Consider the following 17,075-nt stretch of genomic DNA (forward strand, 5'->3'; position numbering starts at 1 on the left):
TCACCGCAGCTCCTTCGCCAGCTTCTCCAGCCGCGCGGCGGCCCGGTCCGGGTGCTCGACGCCGCCCCGCCGGACCTCGATGAGCAGCGCGTCCACCTGGTCCTGGGCCTGCTGGAGCTGCTCCAGCGTGCGGTCGCGCACCTCGTCGGAGGCGTCGGAGGGCGGCTGCACGCCCCCGAACTGCTGGGCGAGGGTGCCGAGGTCCGTCGCCGCCTCGGTCAGCACCACCTTGAGGTACGGCCGGTGGAGCTCGCCGGAGTGCTGGACGGCCAGCCGGACGACCTCGACGGTCGACACCACGGACTGGGTCGTCTGCTGCGCCTTGAGCGCGTAGTCGTGGTCGTCCCAGGCCGGGCTCACGCACCCGCCGAGCATCAGCACCAGCGCGGCGGCGGCCAGGAACGCCCTCATGAGCGCCCGCGCAGCAGGAAGTAGGCCAGCACGCCGAGCAGGGTGAGCAACTGCGCCCATGCCATGAGCAGCACCAGCCCCTCATCGGTCATGGAGGCAGGCTTCCCTCAGGCGGCGATCATAGTCACCCGGGTCCTCAGCCCAGACGGGTGTCGCGGGCGACCTTCTCCCAGGCGGTGATCTCCGCGCGGACGGCGTCGAGGTGGCCGACGATCGCGTCCACGGCGTCGTCTCCGAGAGGCAGCCGCAGCGGGGTGTCCTCGGCCTCCAGGGCGGTGATGATGGCCGCCGCGGCCTTGGCCGGGTCGCCCGGCTGCGTGCCGTCGCCGGTCTCGGCCATCCGCCGCGTCGGGCCGACCGTGTCGTCGTAGTCGTCGATCGGGTCGCTGGCCGTGATGTTGGCGAACAGGGAGGTGCGGAAGGCGCCGGGCTCCACGATCAGCACCTTGATGCCCAGCGGGCGGACCTCGGCCGCGAGCGCCTCCGACATGCCCTCCAGCGCGAACTTCGTGGCGCTGTAGGCGGCGAAGCCCGCGAAGGACATCTGCCCGCCCATGCTGCTGAGCTGCACGATCGCGCCGGAGCGGCGGCGGCGCATGTGCGGCAGCACCGCCCGCGCCAGCGCGGCGGGGCCGAACACGTGCAGGTCGAACAGCGCGCGCAGCTCGGCGTCCGTGGTCTCCTCGGCGGCGCCGACGTGGCTGCGGCCCGCGTTGTTGACCAGCACGTCGATCCGCCCGTGGCGCTCCGCCACCTGCCGCACCGTGGCCTCGACACCGGCGGCGTCGGTGACGTCCAGCGGCAGCGTCTCCACCTGGTCGGGGTGCGCCGCCACCAGGTCGTCCAGGGTCGCCACCCGGCGGGCGGTGGCCACGACCACGTCGCCGGCGGCGACGGCCGCCTCGGTGATCGCCCGGCCGAAGCCGCTGTTCGCGCCGGTGACCAGCCAGACCTTGTTCATCAGGGTTCCTCTCACAGGGAGTGCTCCGTACGTGATCCACCCTGCCGGGGGGCCGGGGTCCGCGTCCAAGAGCAAGCGTGATAACTGATGGTTATGGACGTGCACGGGCGGGATCTGCGGTACTTCATGACGGCGGCCGAGGAGTTGCACTTCACGCGCGCGGCCGAGCGGCTGTTCGTCTCACAGCCGGCGCTGAGCAAGCAGATCAGGATGCTGGAGCGGCAGCTCGGCGCGCCGCTGTTCGAACGCGCCGCCCAGGGCGTGCGGCTCACCCCGGTGGGGGCGGCGCTGCTGCCGCACGCCCGGCGGGTCCTCGCCGAGTGGGACGCCGCCTGGGAGACCGTGGCCCGGGTCAGCGGCGAGCAGCGCGCCACCCTGGTCGTGGGCATGAGCACCAGCCCGGGGCGGGGCGGCATGCTGCCGGCGATCAGGTCCCGCTTCACCGCCCTGCACCCGCAGGCCACGGTCAGGCTGCGGCAGGTCGGCTGGGAGGACTCCACCGCCGGGCTGGCGGACGGCTCGGCCGACGTGGCGTTCGTCTGGCTGCCGATCCCGGACGCCGAGAGGTACACCTGGACGGTGGTGGCCGAGGAGCCGCGGGTGGTGGCCATGCCCGAGACCCACCGGCTGGCCGGGCACGAGGTCGTCGACTTCGCCGAGCTGCTGGACGAGCCGTTCCTGGCCCTGCCGGAGACGGCCGGCCCGCTGCGTGACTACTGGCTGGCCACGGAGGCCCGCGACGGCAGGCCCGTGCGCGTCGGCGCCGAGATCGCCGGAACGGCCGAGACGTACGAGGCGCTGGTGGACGGCCGGGGCGTCTGCCTGCTGGCCAGCGGCAACGCGCCCCTCCTGACGCTGGGCGGCGTGGTGACCCGCCCGGTGCGCGGCATCTCGCCGTCCCGGCTGGCGCTGGCCTGGCGCGCCGGCGACCGCCGCCCGCTGGTCGTGGACTACGTGCGCGCCTGCCGCCAGGCCACGCCCGTACGGCCCGCCGGGTAGGGGCCCCGGGAGCCCCTTCCCCGGGGTGTTCACGCGCGCGTCCCCCCGCGTCCACCCGGCGGCCTCGCCCGGCGGCGATCATGCTGCGTCCACGCAGCCGACACCGCCTGCGTCAGCAGCCACCCCTGAGAGGGACGCCCATGGACGCCCACCCCGCCTCCGTGCCGTACCGGGCCGGCACCTCCACCTCCGTGCCGTACCGGGCCGGCACCGAGGGCTACCACACCTTCCGCATCCCCGCCGTCGTGGTCACCGCCGCGGGCACCGTCCTGGCCTTCGCCGAGGGGCGGCGCGACGCAGCCGGGGACGCCGGCCGGATCGACCTGGTCCTGAAGCGCTCCGCGGACGGCGGCGCGACGTGGGGCCCGCTCCAGGTGGTGGCGCGCGAGCCGCGCGGCGGGACCGCCGGCAACCCCGCCCCGGTCGTCACCCGCGACGGCCGCGTCGTGCTCGTCCACGTGCGCAACGCCGCCGACGCCACGGAGGACAAGATCCGGCGCGGCCAGGTCCCGGCCGCGAACGGCCGGCGCGTGTACGTCCAGACGAGCGACGACGACGGGGCCACCTGGTCGGAGGCCCGCGAGATCACCGCAGGCGTCAAGCGCCCCGAGTGGCGGTGGTACGCCACGGGCCCCGGCCACGCCGTCGAGCTGCGGCACGGACCGCACGCGGGCCGGATCGCGGTGCCCGGCAACCACTCGCTCCCGCCCACCGGCGCCGACAACGGCACCGAGGGCAGGTACAACGGCGGGCACGCCCTGCTCAGCGACGACGGCGGCGCGACCTGGCGCATCGGCTACACCGACGACAACCCCGACGGGTACGTCAACGTCAACGAGACCACGGCCGCCGAGCTGCCCGGCGGCCGCCTCTACCTCAACTGCCGCACCGACTCTGCCGCGCCGGGCACCCGCGCCGACGCGTACTCGGCCGACGGCGGGCAGACGCTGGAGCTGCCGTTCCGCCCCCAGGCCGGCGTGGTGTGCCCGGTCGTGGAGTGCAGCGTCCTGGCCTGGGACGACCCGGGCGTGCTCCTCCTGTCCGGCCCCGCCGCCCCGGACGCGCGGGCCGTGATGACCGTGCGCGTGAGCGGCGACGACGGCGTCACCTGGCGTCCCGCGTACACGGTGTCGGGTCTGCCCGCCGCCTACTCGGATCTGGCGCGGGTGGACGCGGACACGGTCGGGCTGCTGTTCGAGACGGGCGACTTCTCCGCGTACGAGACCATCACCTTCCTCCGCCTCCCCCTCGCCGAACTCGTGAGGCCGTGAGTTGTCCGACAACATGGCGAGTCATATGATGACCGGCATGATGTCTGCCTCCGACCGCATCACGTGGGTGCGGCTGTCCTCCGCCTACCTCCCCCTCGACACCCCCGTCAGCGACGCCAAGGTGCTCACCGGGCGGCAGCGGCCGATGACCGAGATCGCGTTCCTGTTCGCCGAGATCGGGACGGAGAGCGGCCACGAGGGCGTCGGGTTCGGCTACTCCAAGCGCGCCGGCGGCCCCGGGCAGTACGCCCACGCCCGCGAGATCGCCCCCGAGCTGCTCGGCGAGGACCCCAGTGACATCGCCCGCCTGTGGGACAAGCTGGTCTGGGCCGGTGCGTCCGTCGGGCGCAGCGGCCTGGCCACGCAGGCCGTCGCCGCCATCGACGTGGCGCTGTGGGACCTCAAGGCCAAGCGCGCCGGCCTCCCCCTGGCCAAGCTCATCGGCGCCCACCGCGACTCCGTCCGCTGCTACAACACCTCGGGCGGTTTCCTGCACGCCCCCGTCGAGCAGGTCATGGACAACGCCACCGCCGCCCTGGAGCGCGGCATCGGCGGCATCAAGATCAAGGTCGGTCACCCCGACTCGCGGGTGGACCTGGCCCGCGTCAACGCGGTCCGCGAGCACCTCGGCGACGCCGTCCCCCTCATGGTGGACGCCAACCAGCAGTGGGACCGCCCCACCGCCCAGCGGCTCGGCCGGGCGCTGGAGCCGTACGGGCTGGTGTGGATCGAGGAGCCGCTCGACGCCTACGACAGCGCCGGCCACGCGGCGCTCGCCGCCTCCCTCGACACGCCGATCGCGACGGGCGAGATGCTGACCAGCGTCGCCGAGCACGCCGAGCTCATCCGCGCGGGCGCCGCCGACGTCATCCAGCCCGACGCGCCCCGCATCGGTGGCATCACCCCGTTCCTGCGCCTGGCCGCCCTCGCCGAGCACCAGCGGCTGCAGCTCGCGCCGCACTTCGCCATGGAGATCCACGTGCACCTCGCCGCGGCGTACGCGCTGGAGCCGTGGGTGGAGCACTTCGAGTGGCTGGAGCCGCTGTTCGAGGAGCGCCTGGAGATCCGCGACGGCCGCATGCTGGTGCCCTCGCGGCCCGGCCTCGGCGTCACCCTGAGCGAGCAGGCCCGCAAGTGGACCGCCGACCAGTGCGAGTTCGGCGGCCGGTAACCCGATGACCAACCGCACGCAGCGCCTCGTCGACACCCTGACGGCCCGTATCAGGGAGGGCGTGGTCCGGCCCGGCGAGCGCCTGCCGACCGAGAGCAGCCTGGTCGAGACGTACGGCGTGAGCAGGACCGTCGTGCGCGAGGCCATCTCCCGGCTGCAGGCGGCCGGGCTGGTCGAGACGCACCACGGCCGGGGCAGCTTCGTCCTCGCCCGTCCCTCCACGAACCGCTTCCTGACCGGCCCCGGCGGGGAGGCGACGCTGGAGGACGTGGCGGGGCTGCTGGAGTTCCGGACCGCGTTCGAGGTGGAGGCGGCCGCCCTGGCCGCCCGCCGCCGCACGGACGCGCAGCTCGCGGACCTGCGCGAGGCCCTGGACGCGTTCGCCGGGGCGGCGGACCACCCGAGCACGGCGGTCAACGCCGACTACCGCTTCCACCTGCGCATCGCCCTGGCGACGGGCAACCATCACTTCGCCGACCTGGTCTCGTCGCTCGGCCCGTCCATGATCGTCGTTCCCCGGGACCGCCTCGACCCGGGCGGCCGCTTCGCCGGGATCGTGGCGGAGCACGAGAACATCTACGGGGCGATCGCCCGGCAGGACGCGGACGCGGCGCGGGCGGCGGCCCGCGTCCACCTCTCCAACAGCCACACCCGCCTCCTCCAGGACGGACCGGCCCCGGGCACCGGCGGCTGACCCCGCGCACGAGCTCCTGGCCGGCGAGGACGCCGAGCTCCGTCGGACCCATCGGCAGATGTCGGGGTGGTCGGGTGGACGACACCTGATGTTAGCGATCCCACGGGCGGCGGATGATGCGGGCAGCACATGCGCGCCCCCTTTCCATCGCAGCAACAGGAAGGCTCGTCCATGCGACTTCCCCGCCGGTTCCGGAGATGGCGCACCCTCGGGCGGCTGGGCCTGATCGGGCTCGTGGCCGCCCTCTCCGCGGCCGTGCTGGTCAGCGCTCCGGCAAGCGCCGGGCCGCCGGTCCCCGTGCCGACCACGCCCCCGACCAGACCGACGTTCAAGCCGGTCCCCCCGACGCTCTCCCCGCCCACCGTGCAGCCGACGCCGCCACCGACGCCCCCTCCGACGACGCTGGAGGCGTACACGATCGCCGGGGTCGGCGACAGTTACACGGGTGGCGAGGGCGCGAGCAGGAACAGCATCTACTGGAAGGCGAAGCCGGACGGCGTCGACGACTGGCGGCACATATCCGGCCTGGCGCCCCTTCACGCGGCATGGGCCTTCCTGGAATCGGGCCGCTATCCCGTCGGGACGTACACGCTCGACCCCACCCAGATACGCACCACGTGGGGCGGCGACACGTTCGTCTTCAACGCCTCGTCGGGAGCCAAGACCAAGCACCTCACCCAGCCGCAGTACGAGAACGACGACAAACCCGACCCGGCGCAGCTACGGAACGCGCCCCAGCTCCAGGGCATCCCGGCGGACACCAAGATCGTCTACTTCGGGCTCGGCGGCAACGACGCCGGATTCGGGTCGCTGCTGGAGACCGCGGTGAAGGTGTACTACGAGGACGGGATCCTGAGGCCGTCGAGCTGGGTGCACAACCAGATGACCGCCGTCCGGCTGGAGGTGGGCCGGCTGCTGAAGCGGATGCCGCAGGTCTCGGCGAACGTCGAACAGGGCCTGGTGGAGACGCATAACGTGGCGCAGCAGGCGGATCTCGTCGTGGCTCTCTACCCGCTGGCCATCAAGCAGTCCGGCAACGGCGACATCAAGCAGATCGCCGGGCCGACCCTGGACCTGATGTATCCGTTCGCCACCGAGGTGAACAAGGCCATCAAGGAGGCGGTCGACCGGTTCCGCGCCAGGTACCCGAACGTCAACGTCCATGTGTTCGACCCGAACACGGCGGGACCGAACGGCAGCAGCGTGGTGGCCGGCCACGAGCTCGGCCAGGTGGAGCCGTACTTCACCGGGCTGAGGCCCCGCTACCGGCTGCTGGGGCAGTTCAAGCTCTTCAAGATCAACCAGGAGAGCTTCCACCCCAACGAGGTGGGGGCCGTCACGATCGGCAGGGCGCTGGCCACCTGGATGGCCCACGAGTTCCCGGCGCTCTTCCCGAACGGGCCCGACTTCTCACGTGTCAACGTCGACGCGCAGGCCTCCGCCGACGACCCGGTCGCCGACCAGGCGCTGGAGGAATGGGTGAGTGCCCACCCCGAGGAGGCGTGCGACGGGAGCGACATCGACAGCATCTGCCACTTCATCGGCCCCGACGGTGAGGTGACGGTCCCGACCGAGGTGCTGGACAATCCGATCCCCCTGCCGCCGATGCCGGGAGCTCCCGTGGTCGGGGGCGGCGGGGGCGGTTCCGGCGGTGGCGGCGGGCCGGCACCCTCGACCTGGATTCCCGCCACCTACAGCAGCGCGCCGTCCATCCCCGTAGGCGGCCCGATCGACAACACCCCCACGGGGGATCCCTGCGAGATCAAGGCCAAGGACCCGGGCGAGCCGGGCCTGCAGGTCTCGACGTCCACGCTGAGCGGTGGGGGGCTGCAGAAACCGATCGACCTCGTCTGGGTCACCTTCAACCCCAGGACCGTCAGGCAGGACCCGTGCCAGAAGGGGGAGAAGGTCGACCCGGACAAGATCCGGGAGGCGTCGGAACAGTGGTTGAACACCGGCACCCTCCCCGACGACTTCTGACGGGCATCGGACGACACGGATGACCGGAGCCTCCGGGCGGCCGCCCGGAGGCTCCGATCGTCGTCATCCGGCTGCCGGGATGTCGCCCTGGCCGGCCATGCGCCTGGCCAGCGCCACCCGGGACCGCACGTCGAACTTGCTGAAGATGCGTGCCACGTGCGTCTCGACCGTCTTCCGGCTGAGCTGGAGACGCTCGGCCACCTCCCGGTTGGTCAGCCCCTGGCTGACGAGCTCCGCCACCTGGCGCTCGCGCGCGGTCAGCGCCGGCGGGCCGGCGGCTCTCCGCGCCGCTTGCCGGGGGCCGCGCGCGGCCAGCCGCCGCTCCGCCCGGGCCAGCTGACCGGCGAGCCAGTCGGCACCCGACTCCCGGTAGGCAGCCTTGGCCCGGCCGATCTCGGCGCGGGACGACGCCACGTCCCCCATGCGGCCGTGGACGGTGGCGAGAAGCTGGTGGGCCAGGCCGCGCTCGCCGACGGCACCGCTCTCGGCGAACCGCTCGGCGGCGATCCGGGCAGCAGCCGCGGCTCCGGTCAGGTCGTCGTGGCCGCACAACGCGCGGGCGCGGGCGTCGTACGCGATCCCGGCGCGGTAGGCGCCACCACCTTCGGCGGCGGCGACCGCGGCCGCCGACCGGCGGAGCGCGGCGCCGACGTCGCCCTCGGCCCCGGCCTGCAGCGACTGCACGGCCAGCCGCTCCACCTCGGTGTCACGGGTGAGGACCGATGGCAGCGGCGGCGCGTGCCCCGGCTGCGCACGGCCGGCGGCCAGGCGGACCCGGGCCGCGGACAGATGCGCCATGGCCTGCCACCAGGCCGAACCTGGAGCCGCCTCGGCGAGCCGGGCGGCGAGCTTCATGGCGGGACCGGTGCCGTGCCGCCACAGCACCGGTAACAGCATGACGCAGCGGGCCATCGCCAGGGTCTCGCTGCTCTGGATGTACTCCGACGCCGTGGCGGCGTGGTTCGCGGTCTCGATGGCCTCCGCCAGGCGGCCGGCCCGCGCCTGCTGGTGGGCCTGGGCGATGAGCAGGTAGGGCATCGCGTAGCTGCCGCCGGACATCGTCGCGAGGTCCACCCCACGGGCGAGGTGGCGCTCGGCGTCGCCGGGCCGCTGCAGCAGGGTCTCGGCCCACGAGAGCGGCGCGACGAGCTCCACGTGCGACACCAGGGCGTTGTCCGACGCGCTGTCCATCAGCCAGCCGGCTCGCCCGCTGTGCGCCCGGCCCGCGGAGATGTCGCCGTCCTGCAGGCACGCCAGGGCCAGCACCGCGTACGTCGCGGCGCTGAGCACCGGATCGGCGGTCTCGGACAGGAGCGCGACGGCTTCGCGCGCGTGCCGGCGGGCCTCACCCGGGTCCGCCCGAAGCACCGCGACGCAGGCTCGCTCCAGCAGGAGCTGGGCGCGGAGCCGCGAGTCGTGCCCGGCCCGTCCGGTGTGCGCGCTCAGCAGGGCGCGTGCCTCGTCCAGCCGGCCGAGCAGCCGGGAGATCACGGAGGAGAAGGCCACCGCCGCCGCGGCCACCTCGTGCGGCAGGTGGATGACCTCGTGCAGGATGCGCCGGCTCTCGGTGAGCGAGCCCATCACACCGGTCCCCTTCGCCAGGCAGGTGAGCAGGTGGCCGCGGTACGGCACGAGGTCGTCGCGTTCCGGCAGCACCCGCAGGGCGTCGCGGAGCAGCCGCACGGCGGTCGCCGGCGCGGAGTCCAGGTAGGCGATGCCGGCCTCTGCCAGCGTCCGGGCGGCCTGCTCGTCGCCGTGCTCGGCGTACCGCTCGGTGTGGTGGGCGAGCAGCGCCAGCGATCCGTCGTTGCCGCGCAGGTAGCCGGCGGCCCGCGCGTGCGCCGCGACGCGCCAGCCCGGGCCACAGGTGTCGTACGCGACGCCGCGCACCAGCGGATGGTGGAAGGCGAACCGCGCGCCCGCCAGCGTGCCGAGCCCCTGCCGGCACAGCTCGTCCACGGCGGCGGCGGCGGTCGCGGCGTCGAGCTCGGCGACGTGGGCGATCACGACCGGCGAGGCCAGCTCTCCGGCGACCGCCGCCGCGTGAGCCGCCCGGCGGGCCGCCGGCGTGAGCCGGTCCAGCTCCCCGCGCAGCACCGCCAGCAGCTCCCGCTCCAGGGCGAGCGCCGCCCCGGGCCGGCCGTCGGCCAGCTCTGCCAGGGTGTGGTCGTCGGCGTCCAGCAACGCCCGCAGGAACAGCGGGTTGCCGCCACTGACCCGGTACATCAGCGTCCGCCGGCGCGGGCTCGTGTCGGACGGCATGAGCAGCGCGACCCCGTTCTCGTCGAGCGGGGCCAGGCTCAGCCGGGTGACGCGCCGATCCCGCCGGGCGACGGCCTCGGCCACCATCGGAGGGATCATGGACGACCGGCAGGCGACGGCCAGCAGGAATCCCGCGGCCGGCGGCCGGCGCAGGAGGAACTCGGTCAGCTCCAGCGACGGCCCGTCCGCCCAGTGCAGGTCGTCGAAGGCCAGCACCACACCACGGTCGGTGGCCAGATGGTTCAGGAGCGCTCGAATGCCTCGATAGGTGTGATAGCGATCTAACCGGCCGCGCTCGGTGTCGCTCGTCTCACCCGCCGACAGCAAGGTACGCAGTGCCGCCTCGGCGAGGACACCGGGTCCGGCGCCGCCCGGCTCGTCGTGCTCGTCGGACATCCGGGTGAAGGCGTCCACGTACATGCCGAACGGGACTAGCCGCTCGAACTCGGTGGCGCTGCCGTCGAGCACGGTCCGCCCGGCCGCGTGCGCCCGCTCGATCAGGTACGCGAGCAGCCGGGTCTTGCCTACTCCCGGATCACCGTCGATGAGGAGCAGCCGGCATTCCCCGGCCGCCGCACCGGCGACGGCCTCCTCGATCCGTGCCGTCTCGCCGGCTCGCGCGACCAGCTCGGACCACTGCTCCCGGACAGCTCCCGGCGAGGCCGACCTGTCATCGGTCATGGCATCCTCCGGTCCGTCCGGCGATCACGCCAGGACCCGTCGCACGGTCAGTGAAGGGTGCGAGATCGATGATCATATGGATCCGGGTCGATGTCCAGGGGCCCTCCGCCGCGATGCCGTCACGTGGTGACGGGGGTGAAGAAGTTGACGAGGTTGCCGTCAGGGTCGCGGAACAACAGCGACCGATTGCCCCAGGGCATCGTGGTGGGCTCATTGACGAAGTCGGTGACGAAGCCGGCCAGGTTCCGGTGCACATGGTCCACGTCGTCCACCCGGAACTCGATGATCACGGTGTGGTTGTCGGCCGGGCGGGCGGAGCCTGGCGCGAAGAGCGGGACGGTGCGGGTGCCGGCGATGGCGAGGGTGGCGCTGGGTGTCCGGAGCTCGGCGAAGTCCTCGGTGGACCAGGCCGCCCGCAGCCCGGTGGCCCTCTCGTAGAACTCGACGAGGCGCGCGACGTCGCCGGTGATGATGCGGATCGAGACGAAGTCCATGGGTGTTCTCCTTGGGTCCGAGAAGCGGTGGTACGTCACACGTTAGAACAAATACTGGACAGAATCGGTCCAGTATTGTCGCTAGACTTTGAGCATGTCCCGACCCGCCGGCCGCGTGCTCACCCTCCTGGAGCTGCTGCAGTCGGGCGGCGTCCGCACGATGGCCGAGCTCGCCGACCGGCTCGGCGTCGACGGCCGCACCGTCCGGCGGTACGTCGGCCATCTGATCGACCTCGACATACCCGTCGAGGCGGTGCGCGGCCGTCACGGGGGTTACCGCCTCGCCCCGGGCTACCGGTTGCCTCCGCTCATGCTCAGTGACGACGAGGCGCTCGCCGTGCTGTTCGGCCTGATCGCCGGCCGCCGGACGGGGTTGACGACCGCGGCCGGCACGGCGAGTGAGACGGCCGCGGCCAAGATCCGGCGGGTGCTGCCCGAGCGCCTCGCCCACCGGCTCGACACGGTCCTCGAATCCCTCGCCTTCACCGAACCACCCGGCGAGTTCACCACCCCGGATGCCGGGGTCCTGCTCACCATCGCCGACTCGGTACACCACCGCAGGCCGGTCTCGATCAGGTACACCGACCGCGACGACCGGCGACGCGACCGCACGCTGCACCCGTACGGGATCGTCACGCACTCGGGCCGGTGGTACGTCATCGGCACCGATCCCGAGATCGGCGAAGAGCGGACCTTCCGGCTCGATCGCGTCGCGCACGCCAGGACCCTGCCCGGATCGTTCGAGGCGCCCGCCGGACCGGACCCGGCGCAGCGCGTCCTGTCCGGGTTCGCCACAGCGGCGTACCGGCACGAGGTGACCTTGCGGATCCACGGGACGGTCGCGCAGATTCGCGCCCGGCTTCCCGGCAGCGTGGCGACCATAACGGAGCCCGCCTCCGCGGCAGGCTCGGATCCGGCGACCGAGCGCTGGCTGCACGTCGAGCTACGGGTGGAGCGGCTCGACTGGCTGCCTCCGCTCCTCGCCTCCCTCGACCGGCCGTTCGTCATCGAGCGCCCGGACGAACTGCGCGACCTCGTCATCGCGCTCGCCGATCGCCTGGCGTCCAGCGCCCGCCAAGCCTGATCGCCGAGCCGGGCCGCCAGCCACCGGTCAGCCCTTGAGTCCGGACGGACAGTGATGTCTGGACCCAGCGAAGATGACAGCAGGACCTGCTCCCGACCTGGACACTGTCACTTCGATATGCGTCGAATTACGGATGCTCGCGTCATCAGAGTCGGCAGTACCAGGCCGGAGATCAAGTTCCCTTGAGCGGTGACCCAGGGTTGTCGGCGGAGCCTTCAGGCAGTCGGACGCCGTGCGCTTGAAGCCGGGAGAGAATCAGTTCTCGGATTCGCGCTCTTGGGCGGCGGCTTCGTGACGCCCGGTGCGATCGGCGGCTGCGGCCCAGCGTTCGAGGACGTCGATGGTGAGAAGTCATGGGGCGATCGTGAGTTTGGGTTTCACGAGTTCGTCCGGTGGCGGCCATGCACCGGAACCTGGAACGCCGGGTGTCCAGTGCGCGATCTGATCCCCACCTGGATCAAAATCAGGCATCGGGCACTGCCGCACCCAGGACGGGGCGGCGAAGGTGCTGTGGAGTGATCGTGACCTCTGTGATGCGGCCGGCGAGTGCCAGGGCCGCCGGGATGGGGTTGTCGATGCTGTCGTCGGCGGCCGGATCGATGCCCAGCTCACGGAGGTGACGATTGAGCCAGTCGGGATCCGCGCCTTGCCTGTCGATGGGAAACCCCGGGTTGATGTCGGTGATGATCTGGCCGTCGACGGCGTAGGCGACGTGGTGCTGGGCGTAGTCATGCCGGTGCACCGCCACGGCCTCTCCGCCGTCGCGCGACAGGACGCCCAAACCCTCCCGTTGCAGGCCGCGCCAGCCGCGGTCCTCGATCGCGACTGTCCAGTCCCCGATTCGCCTCACGGTGATGATCTCCGGCCCTTCCGGCTGGGAGTGGTCCTCGTCCATGATGAGCCGGATGTCCTCGTCCGCGGCCCCGAGCCGGCGCAGCGTCTCGTGCTCGTCGAGCCCACGAACGAAGACGATCGTGTAGATGTCCCCGAGTGGGCTGTTCTCCTGCCACTCGTAATCCTCCGGCGACGCGCCGGGGGTTCTCGCGGTGGCGCGGACCATCTCGAACGTGCTCGCCTGCTCGAGAATCTCGGGGTGGGCGGCGAAGAAGGCCTCGGTGATTTCTGGAGCCATCCGGCCACGCTCACCGACCAGGTAGCCGTTCGCTCTCGCCCAGTCCCGAATCTGAGTGCGGCCGAGCTTGGGCGCCCGGTAGGTGACGCGAAGGGGGGTGAAGTCGGCATCGGCCATGGTCAGAAACTACCGAAGCCGGGACGTCAGCCCGCACTGCACCAATAGGCGAGTGCCGCGCTTGTGCATTTGACCATTCGTGGGATGGATTCAGGCTGTGGCCAGATCTGGAGCAGATAGCGATCTTCCGCTTCCGACTCCTCGTCCATGTTCACCGCGTGATAGCGCAGCCGATACCACCCCGGCCCCGAAGGCAACTCGGGCAGCTCGTGGGCGCGTTCGCCTCCCCACTCGCACAGCGAGAGCCGCCCGGCCTCGGACCGGAAGCTGATCTCCACAATGTCCTCATACTCGTTGGTGTTCGCTCCCGGGTCGTGGTCAGCCACGGTCGCCGAAATGCCGAGGGTGCCCGTGTGCGTACCCGTGAGCAAGAGAGCGGCGCCGTCCTCCACACGGATGATTCCGACGGGACGATCGGGATGATCATCGGCAAAGGTGGCGTAGCCCGGGTTGCCGTCGGTGTCATCAACGAGATATGCCTGCCCATAGGAAACCCAGAGGTCGAACGAGACGGCGCGAGTAGTGGTCATGGTCGGCAAGAGTATGATCATGTACTGACACTTCCGGCCGATCCGAGCTCGGGTGTCGTGGTGTGGCCGTGCTCGCCTTCGTTCAGGAGTTCTGGCCAGGCCATCGGTTCGTGCGCCGAGGTGCGCTCACCTGAGCAGCGGCAGGCTGGGTAAGGCGGTCTCCCAGGGACGTAAGCCTTCGCCGGCCCAAAGCAGCGCCACCTCGGGCAGGCCCAGGTCTTCGACGGTTTCGGCCGGGTGCAGGTGGCGGGGCGCGCCGGGTTCCCGAGAGCGAGCACTTTGAGCAGTGCCGGGTCGACGTGTCGGATCTTGAGGTGGTGGAGGACCCGGCTGCCGCTCACTCACTCTGCCATCCCAGCACAATCGAGCCCGCCAAGCGGCCATAACGCTACAGCGCCTCAGACAACAACTGTCTGGCGTCACTGAACATGACAGCGGAGCCTAGAACTGGGCGAAGTCCGGTTCAGGGAGTGGCAGCACCGTGCGCGGACCGTCCATCAACTCCCGATCCAGCCGGACGCCGCTTTCCAGCTCGACCACGGTCAGGCAGGCCGCGGTCATGTCCACCTCGGCCTCCGCCTCCTCGCTGTCGTAGCCGCTTGCCAAGAAGCCGGCGTAGCCGATCAGCGGACCCAGGTACTCCGTCCAGTGGGTGAAGGGAAGGCGGGCCGGCTCGGGGTGTTCGACCCAGCCCTCGTCGGCCCCGTAACGGACATACATCACAGTGTTGCACGCCATGTCGTAGGACACCTGCCAGTGCCGGTGTCCTACGCCCGCCAGTCGATCGGTCACCTGTCGGCGCTCCTCCGCCGGATTGATCCAATCCAGGGTGGCGATGCCAGCGCCGACCTGGTAGAGGGAGAGGCTGCCGACGGAGTGCAGTTGTCCAGGGGCCTGCAGTGCGGCCGGGTCGAACCCCATGCGGTGCATGGCCTCTTCGAGGGTAAGGATGCCGGAATCAGGGATCGTCACCGTGTAGGCGATGGTGTCCCCGATCTCGGCGATCAGGTCGTCGTAGTGAGCGACGATCTCATCGAACACCCCCTGATCCACCTTTCCGCAGAATCATCCGCCCGAGAACAGTCACACCGTTGTCCCTGTGGAAGCCAGCTCGGACTCCATATCGAGGTCATGCAGGAATGATCATTCTAGGGATCGCATCCAGGCGCCTACCCCGGCGGCAGCCCTGATCACCTGACACATCTCCGGGGCCGCAACGATGCCGTACGCCAGCGAGCGGACATCGCCGGACGTGGCCCGCACATCCAGCCCCAGCCACTCGACGATCGTCCACGGCGGGCATCCGTTCCCTACCGCCATCCGATCAACCCGCGAGGCGAAGGACTCGTCCTGCTGTGGCTCAACCACCAACGCCATGCGTAGAGGACGCCGGCCAACTGTCTGGACGCAGCGAAGATGACAGTGAGGTCTCCTCCTGACCTGGGCACTGTCACTTCGATGGGTGTCGACATACCAGTCCTCGTGTCATCGAAGTTGGGCTCTGGCGCTGATCTTGTTTTTGTGTAGACCAGGTGCGTATTGTTCCTGCGTCGAGGTGTGCGGGTTGGTGATGCTGGTTCGCGTGCATCGATCATGGGATTGAGTTACTGCTGCCACACCTTGCATTAGCCCGCGTGGAGTCAGCGCAGGTCGAGGAAGGCGCGGTCGTGTTCACGGTCAGCTCGACCATGCGCACGGCTGCGTGCCCGAGGTGCGGCACGGTGTCGGCCAGGACGCACGGGGGCTATCGCCGGAGGCTGACCGACCTGCCGCTTTCCGGTCGCCCGGTGCGAATCGACGTCGGCGTCCGACGGTTCCGCTGCGATGATCCTGGATGCGGTGCGGTGACGTTCGCTGAGCAGATCCCCGGCCTGACCGCGCCGTTCGCGCGGCGCACGGCCGGGCTGACCGACCGCTTGGCCGCAATCGGATTGGCGCTGGCTGGCCGCGCCGGATCTCGTATGGCCGCCAAGCTGGGCATGCCAGCCTGTCGAGACACCCTGATCCGGCTGGTCCGTGCGCTGCCCGAGCCGCCCGCGGCGGCGGCGACGGTGATCGGGGTCGACGATTTCGCACTGCGCAAGGGCGCCGTGTACGGAACTGTGATCATCGATATGCAGACCCGCCGGCCGATCGACATCTTCCCCGGCCGCGACGCCGACACACTGGCCGCATGGTTGGCCGAGCGTCCCGGCATCGCGGTGATCTGCCGGGACCGCGCAGGGTCCTACGCCGACGGAGTCCGTCGCGGCGCACCGGATGCCATCGAGGTGGCCGACCGCTGGCATCTGTGGGCGAACCTGGGCGCGGCAGTGGACAAGACGGTCTCCGCACACGCCGCCTGCCTGCCCGAGCCGCCCCTTGAGGACAACCACGTAGCCGATGAACAGCACAGCCAGATCGGCCCGCCACCGCAACCGGATCCGCCGATCGAGTACCCGCTGGCCCGGCGGCATCGGCAACGCCACGTCGCGATCCACGAACTGCTGGCCGCAGGCCGGTCCCGCGCCGAGGCCGCCCGCGAGCTCGGGATCAGCGAGCGCACCGTTTACCGCTTCGCCGGCACGCCCCTGGAGCAGTACCTGGGCAGGGCCAACAATCGTGCGAGCCGTCTGGACCGGTTCATGGACCACCTGCACCAGCGCTTCGCTGACGGGCTCTGCAACGCCACGGCACTGCATCGCGAGATCCAGCTCCTGGGCTGGCGCGGCAGCCTGCGCACCGTCGAACGCTACGTCGCCCAGCTGCGTGAACGGACGGACCCACCCCCGACCGCGCCGACACCCCCGAAACCGCGCATAGTCGCCGGCTGGATCATGTCCGACCCCGACCACCTGAGCGCGGGCGCCACCGTGCAGCTCAAGAACATCCTCGCGCGCTGCCCCGAACTGGAGGCCACACGTCATCACGTCGGCAGCTTCGCCAACATGATCCAGAACCTAGACGGAGCCAGGCTACCGACCTGGATCGAGGCTGTCCGGGCCGATGACCTGCCCGCGCTCCACCGCTTCACGACTAGCCTCATCCGCGACCAGGATGCTGTCACTGCCGGACTTACCCTGCCCTGGAGCAACGGTCCTACTGAGGGGACCGTGAACCGACTGAAAATGATCAAGAGAAGCATGTACGGCCGAGCCAACCTCGACCTACTCCGCCGACGACTCTTGATCATCTGAACGCAAGGAGATCAGCGCTAGGGCCTGTTTTGTGGATCTCATGTGAGCCATAGCAACAGGCAGACGATGGTGACACTTGCCTGGTAGTGAACGGCGAGCTTGTCGTAGCGGG

General features: G+C 71.1%; 15 protein-coding genes. 7 read left to right on the forward strand and 8 right to left on the reverse strand.

Annotated elements, in window-relative coordinates:
- Nucleotides 1-411: a hypothetical protein gene (locus tag ACIBG4_RS30880; protein ID WP_397204793.1), complete on the reverse strand. Its 411-nt coding sequence runs from the start codon at nt 409-411 to the stop codon at nt 1-3.
- A gap of 136 nt (nt 412-547) precedes the next feature.
- On the reverse strand, nt 548-1,372 hold the full coding sequence (locus tag ACIBG4_RS30885; RefSeq protein WP_397204794.1) for an oxidoreductase: 825 nt from the start codon (nt 1,370-1,372) through the stop codon (nt 548-550).
- Nucleotides 1,373-1,471: 99 nt separating this feature from the next.
- Between ACIBG4_RS30885 and ACIBG4_RS30890 the strand changes: the two genes are divergently transcribed.
- The 5 genes from ACIBG4_RS30890 to ACIBG4_RS30910 all read left to right on the forward strand — a co-directional run bounded on the left by ACIBG4_RS30890 (nt 1,472) and on the right by ACIBG4_RS30910 (nt 7,487).
- Nucleotides 1,472-2,371, forward strand: a complete 900-nt coding sequence (locus tag ACIBG4_RS30890; protein WP_397204795.1) for a LysR substrate-binding domain-containing protein — start codon at nt 1,472-1,474, stop codon at nt 2,369-2,371.
- A 140-nt stretch (nt 2,372-2,511) separates the two neighbouring features.
- Nucleotides 2,512-3,642: an exo-alpha-sialidase gene (locus ACIBG4_RS30895; protein WP_397204796.1), complete on the forward strand. Its 1,131-nt coding sequence runs from the start codon at nt 2,512-2,514 to the stop codon at nt 3,640-3,642.
- A 37-nt stretch (nt 3,643-3,679) separates the two neighbouring features.
- Entirely contained in the window at nt 3,680-4,813 is a 1,134-nt protein-coding gene (locus ACIBG4_RS30900) for a mandelate racemase/muconate lactonizing enzyme family protein (RefSeq protein ID WP_397204797.1), read from the forward strand.
- 4 nt (nt 4,814-4,817) lie between these two features.
- Nucleotides 4,818-5,507, forward strand: coding sequence for a FadR/GntR family transcriptional regulator (locus ACIBG4_RS30905; protein ID WP_397204798.1), 690 nt, complete (start codon nt 4,818-4,820; stop codon nt 5,505-5,507).
- Nucleotides 5,508-5,678: 171 nt separating this feature from the next.
- Complete coding sequence (locus ACIBG4_RS30910) at nt 5,679-7,487, forward strand: hypothetical protein (RefSeq protein WP_397204799.1); 1,809 nt, start codon at nt 5,679-5,681, stop codon at nt 7,485-7,487.
- Nucleotides 7,488-7,550: 63 nt separating this feature from the next.
- On the opposite strand, the gene ACIBG4_RS30915 is transcribed toward ACIBG4_RS30910, so the two are convergent.
- Together ACIBG4_RS30915 and ACIBG4_RS30920 are read right to left on the reverse strand one after the other, a co-directional pair.
- The gene (locus ACIBG4_RS30915) at nt 7,551-10,430 is read right to left on the reverse strand and encodes an ATP-binding protein (protein ID WP_397204800.1); all 2,880 of its coding nucleotides are present in this window, start codon (nt 10,428-10,430) and stop codon (nt 7,551-7,553) included.
- Nucleotides 10,431-10,549: 119 nt separating this feature from the next.
- On the reverse strand, nt 10,550-10,924 hold the full coding sequence (locus ACIBG4_RS30920) for a VOC family protein (RefSeq protein ID WP_397204801.1): 375 nt from the start codon (nt 10,922-10,924) through the stop codon (nt 10,550-10,552).
- A 94-nt stretch (nt 10,925-11,018) separates the two neighbouring features.
- On the opposite strand from ACIBG4_RS30920, the gene ACIBG4_RS30925 reads away from it, so the two are divergent.
- Entirely contained in the window at nt 11,019-12,008 is a 990-nt protein-coding gene (locus tag ACIBG4_RS30925; protein WP_397204802.1) for a helix-turn-helix transcriptional regulator, read from the forward strand.
- A gap of 463 nt (nt 12,009-12,471) precedes the next feature.
- Here the strand turns inward: ACIBG4_RS30925 and ACIBG4_RS30930 are convergent, their stop codons facing one another.
- The 4 genes from ACIBG4_RS30930 to ACIBG4_RS30945 all read right to left on the reverse strand — a co-directional run bounded on the left by ACIBG4_RS30930 (nt 12,472) and on the right by ACIBG4_RS30945 (nt 15,164).
- Nucleotides 12,472-13,257 carry a DUF6461 domain-containing protein gene (locus ACIBG4_RS30930; protein ID WP_397204803.1) on the reverse strand — a complete coding sequence of 262 codons (786 nt, stop codon included), beginning with the start codon at nt 13,255-13,257 and terminating at the stop codon, nt 12,472-12,474.
- A gap of 26 nt (nt 13,258-13,283) precedes the next feature.
- A complete protein-coding gene (locus ACIBG4_RS30935; RefSeq protein WP_397204804.1) occupies nt 13,284-13,787 on the reverse strand; it encodes a hypothetical protein in 504 nt (167 codons plus the stop codon).
- 441 nt (nt 13,788-14,228) lie between these two features.
- Nucleotides 14,229-14,828: a hypothetical protein gene (locus ACIBG4_RS30940; RefSeq protein WP_397204805.1), complete on the reverse strand. Its 600-nt coding sequence runs from the start codon at nt 14,826-14,828 to the stop codon at nt 14,229-14,231.
- A gap of 102 nt (nt 14,829-14,930) precedes the next feature.
- Nucleotides 14,931-15,164: a hypothetical protein gene (locus tag ACIBG4_RS30945; protein WP_397204806.1), complete on the reverse strand. Its 234-nt coding sequence runs from the start codon at nt 15,162-15,164 to the stop codon at nt 14,931-14,933.
- Between the two features lie 257 nt (nt 15,165-15,421).
- Between ACIBG4_RS30945 and ACIBG4_RS30950 the strand changes: the two genes are divergently transcribed.
- The gene (locus ACIBG4_RS30950; protein WP_397204807.1) at nt 15,422-16,963 is read left to right on the forward strand and encodes an ISL3 family transposase; all 1,542 of its coding nucleotides are present in this window, start codon (nt 15,422-15,424) and stop codon (nt 16,961-16,963) included.
- Nucleotides 16,964-17,075 lie beyond the last annotated feature (112 nt).

Origin of the sequence: Nonomuraea sp. NPDC050383 (genome assembly GCF_044459125.1) — a bacterium.
Classification (GTDB): Bacteria; Actinomycetota; Actinomycetes; order Streptosporangiales; family Streptosporangiaceae; genus Nonomuraea.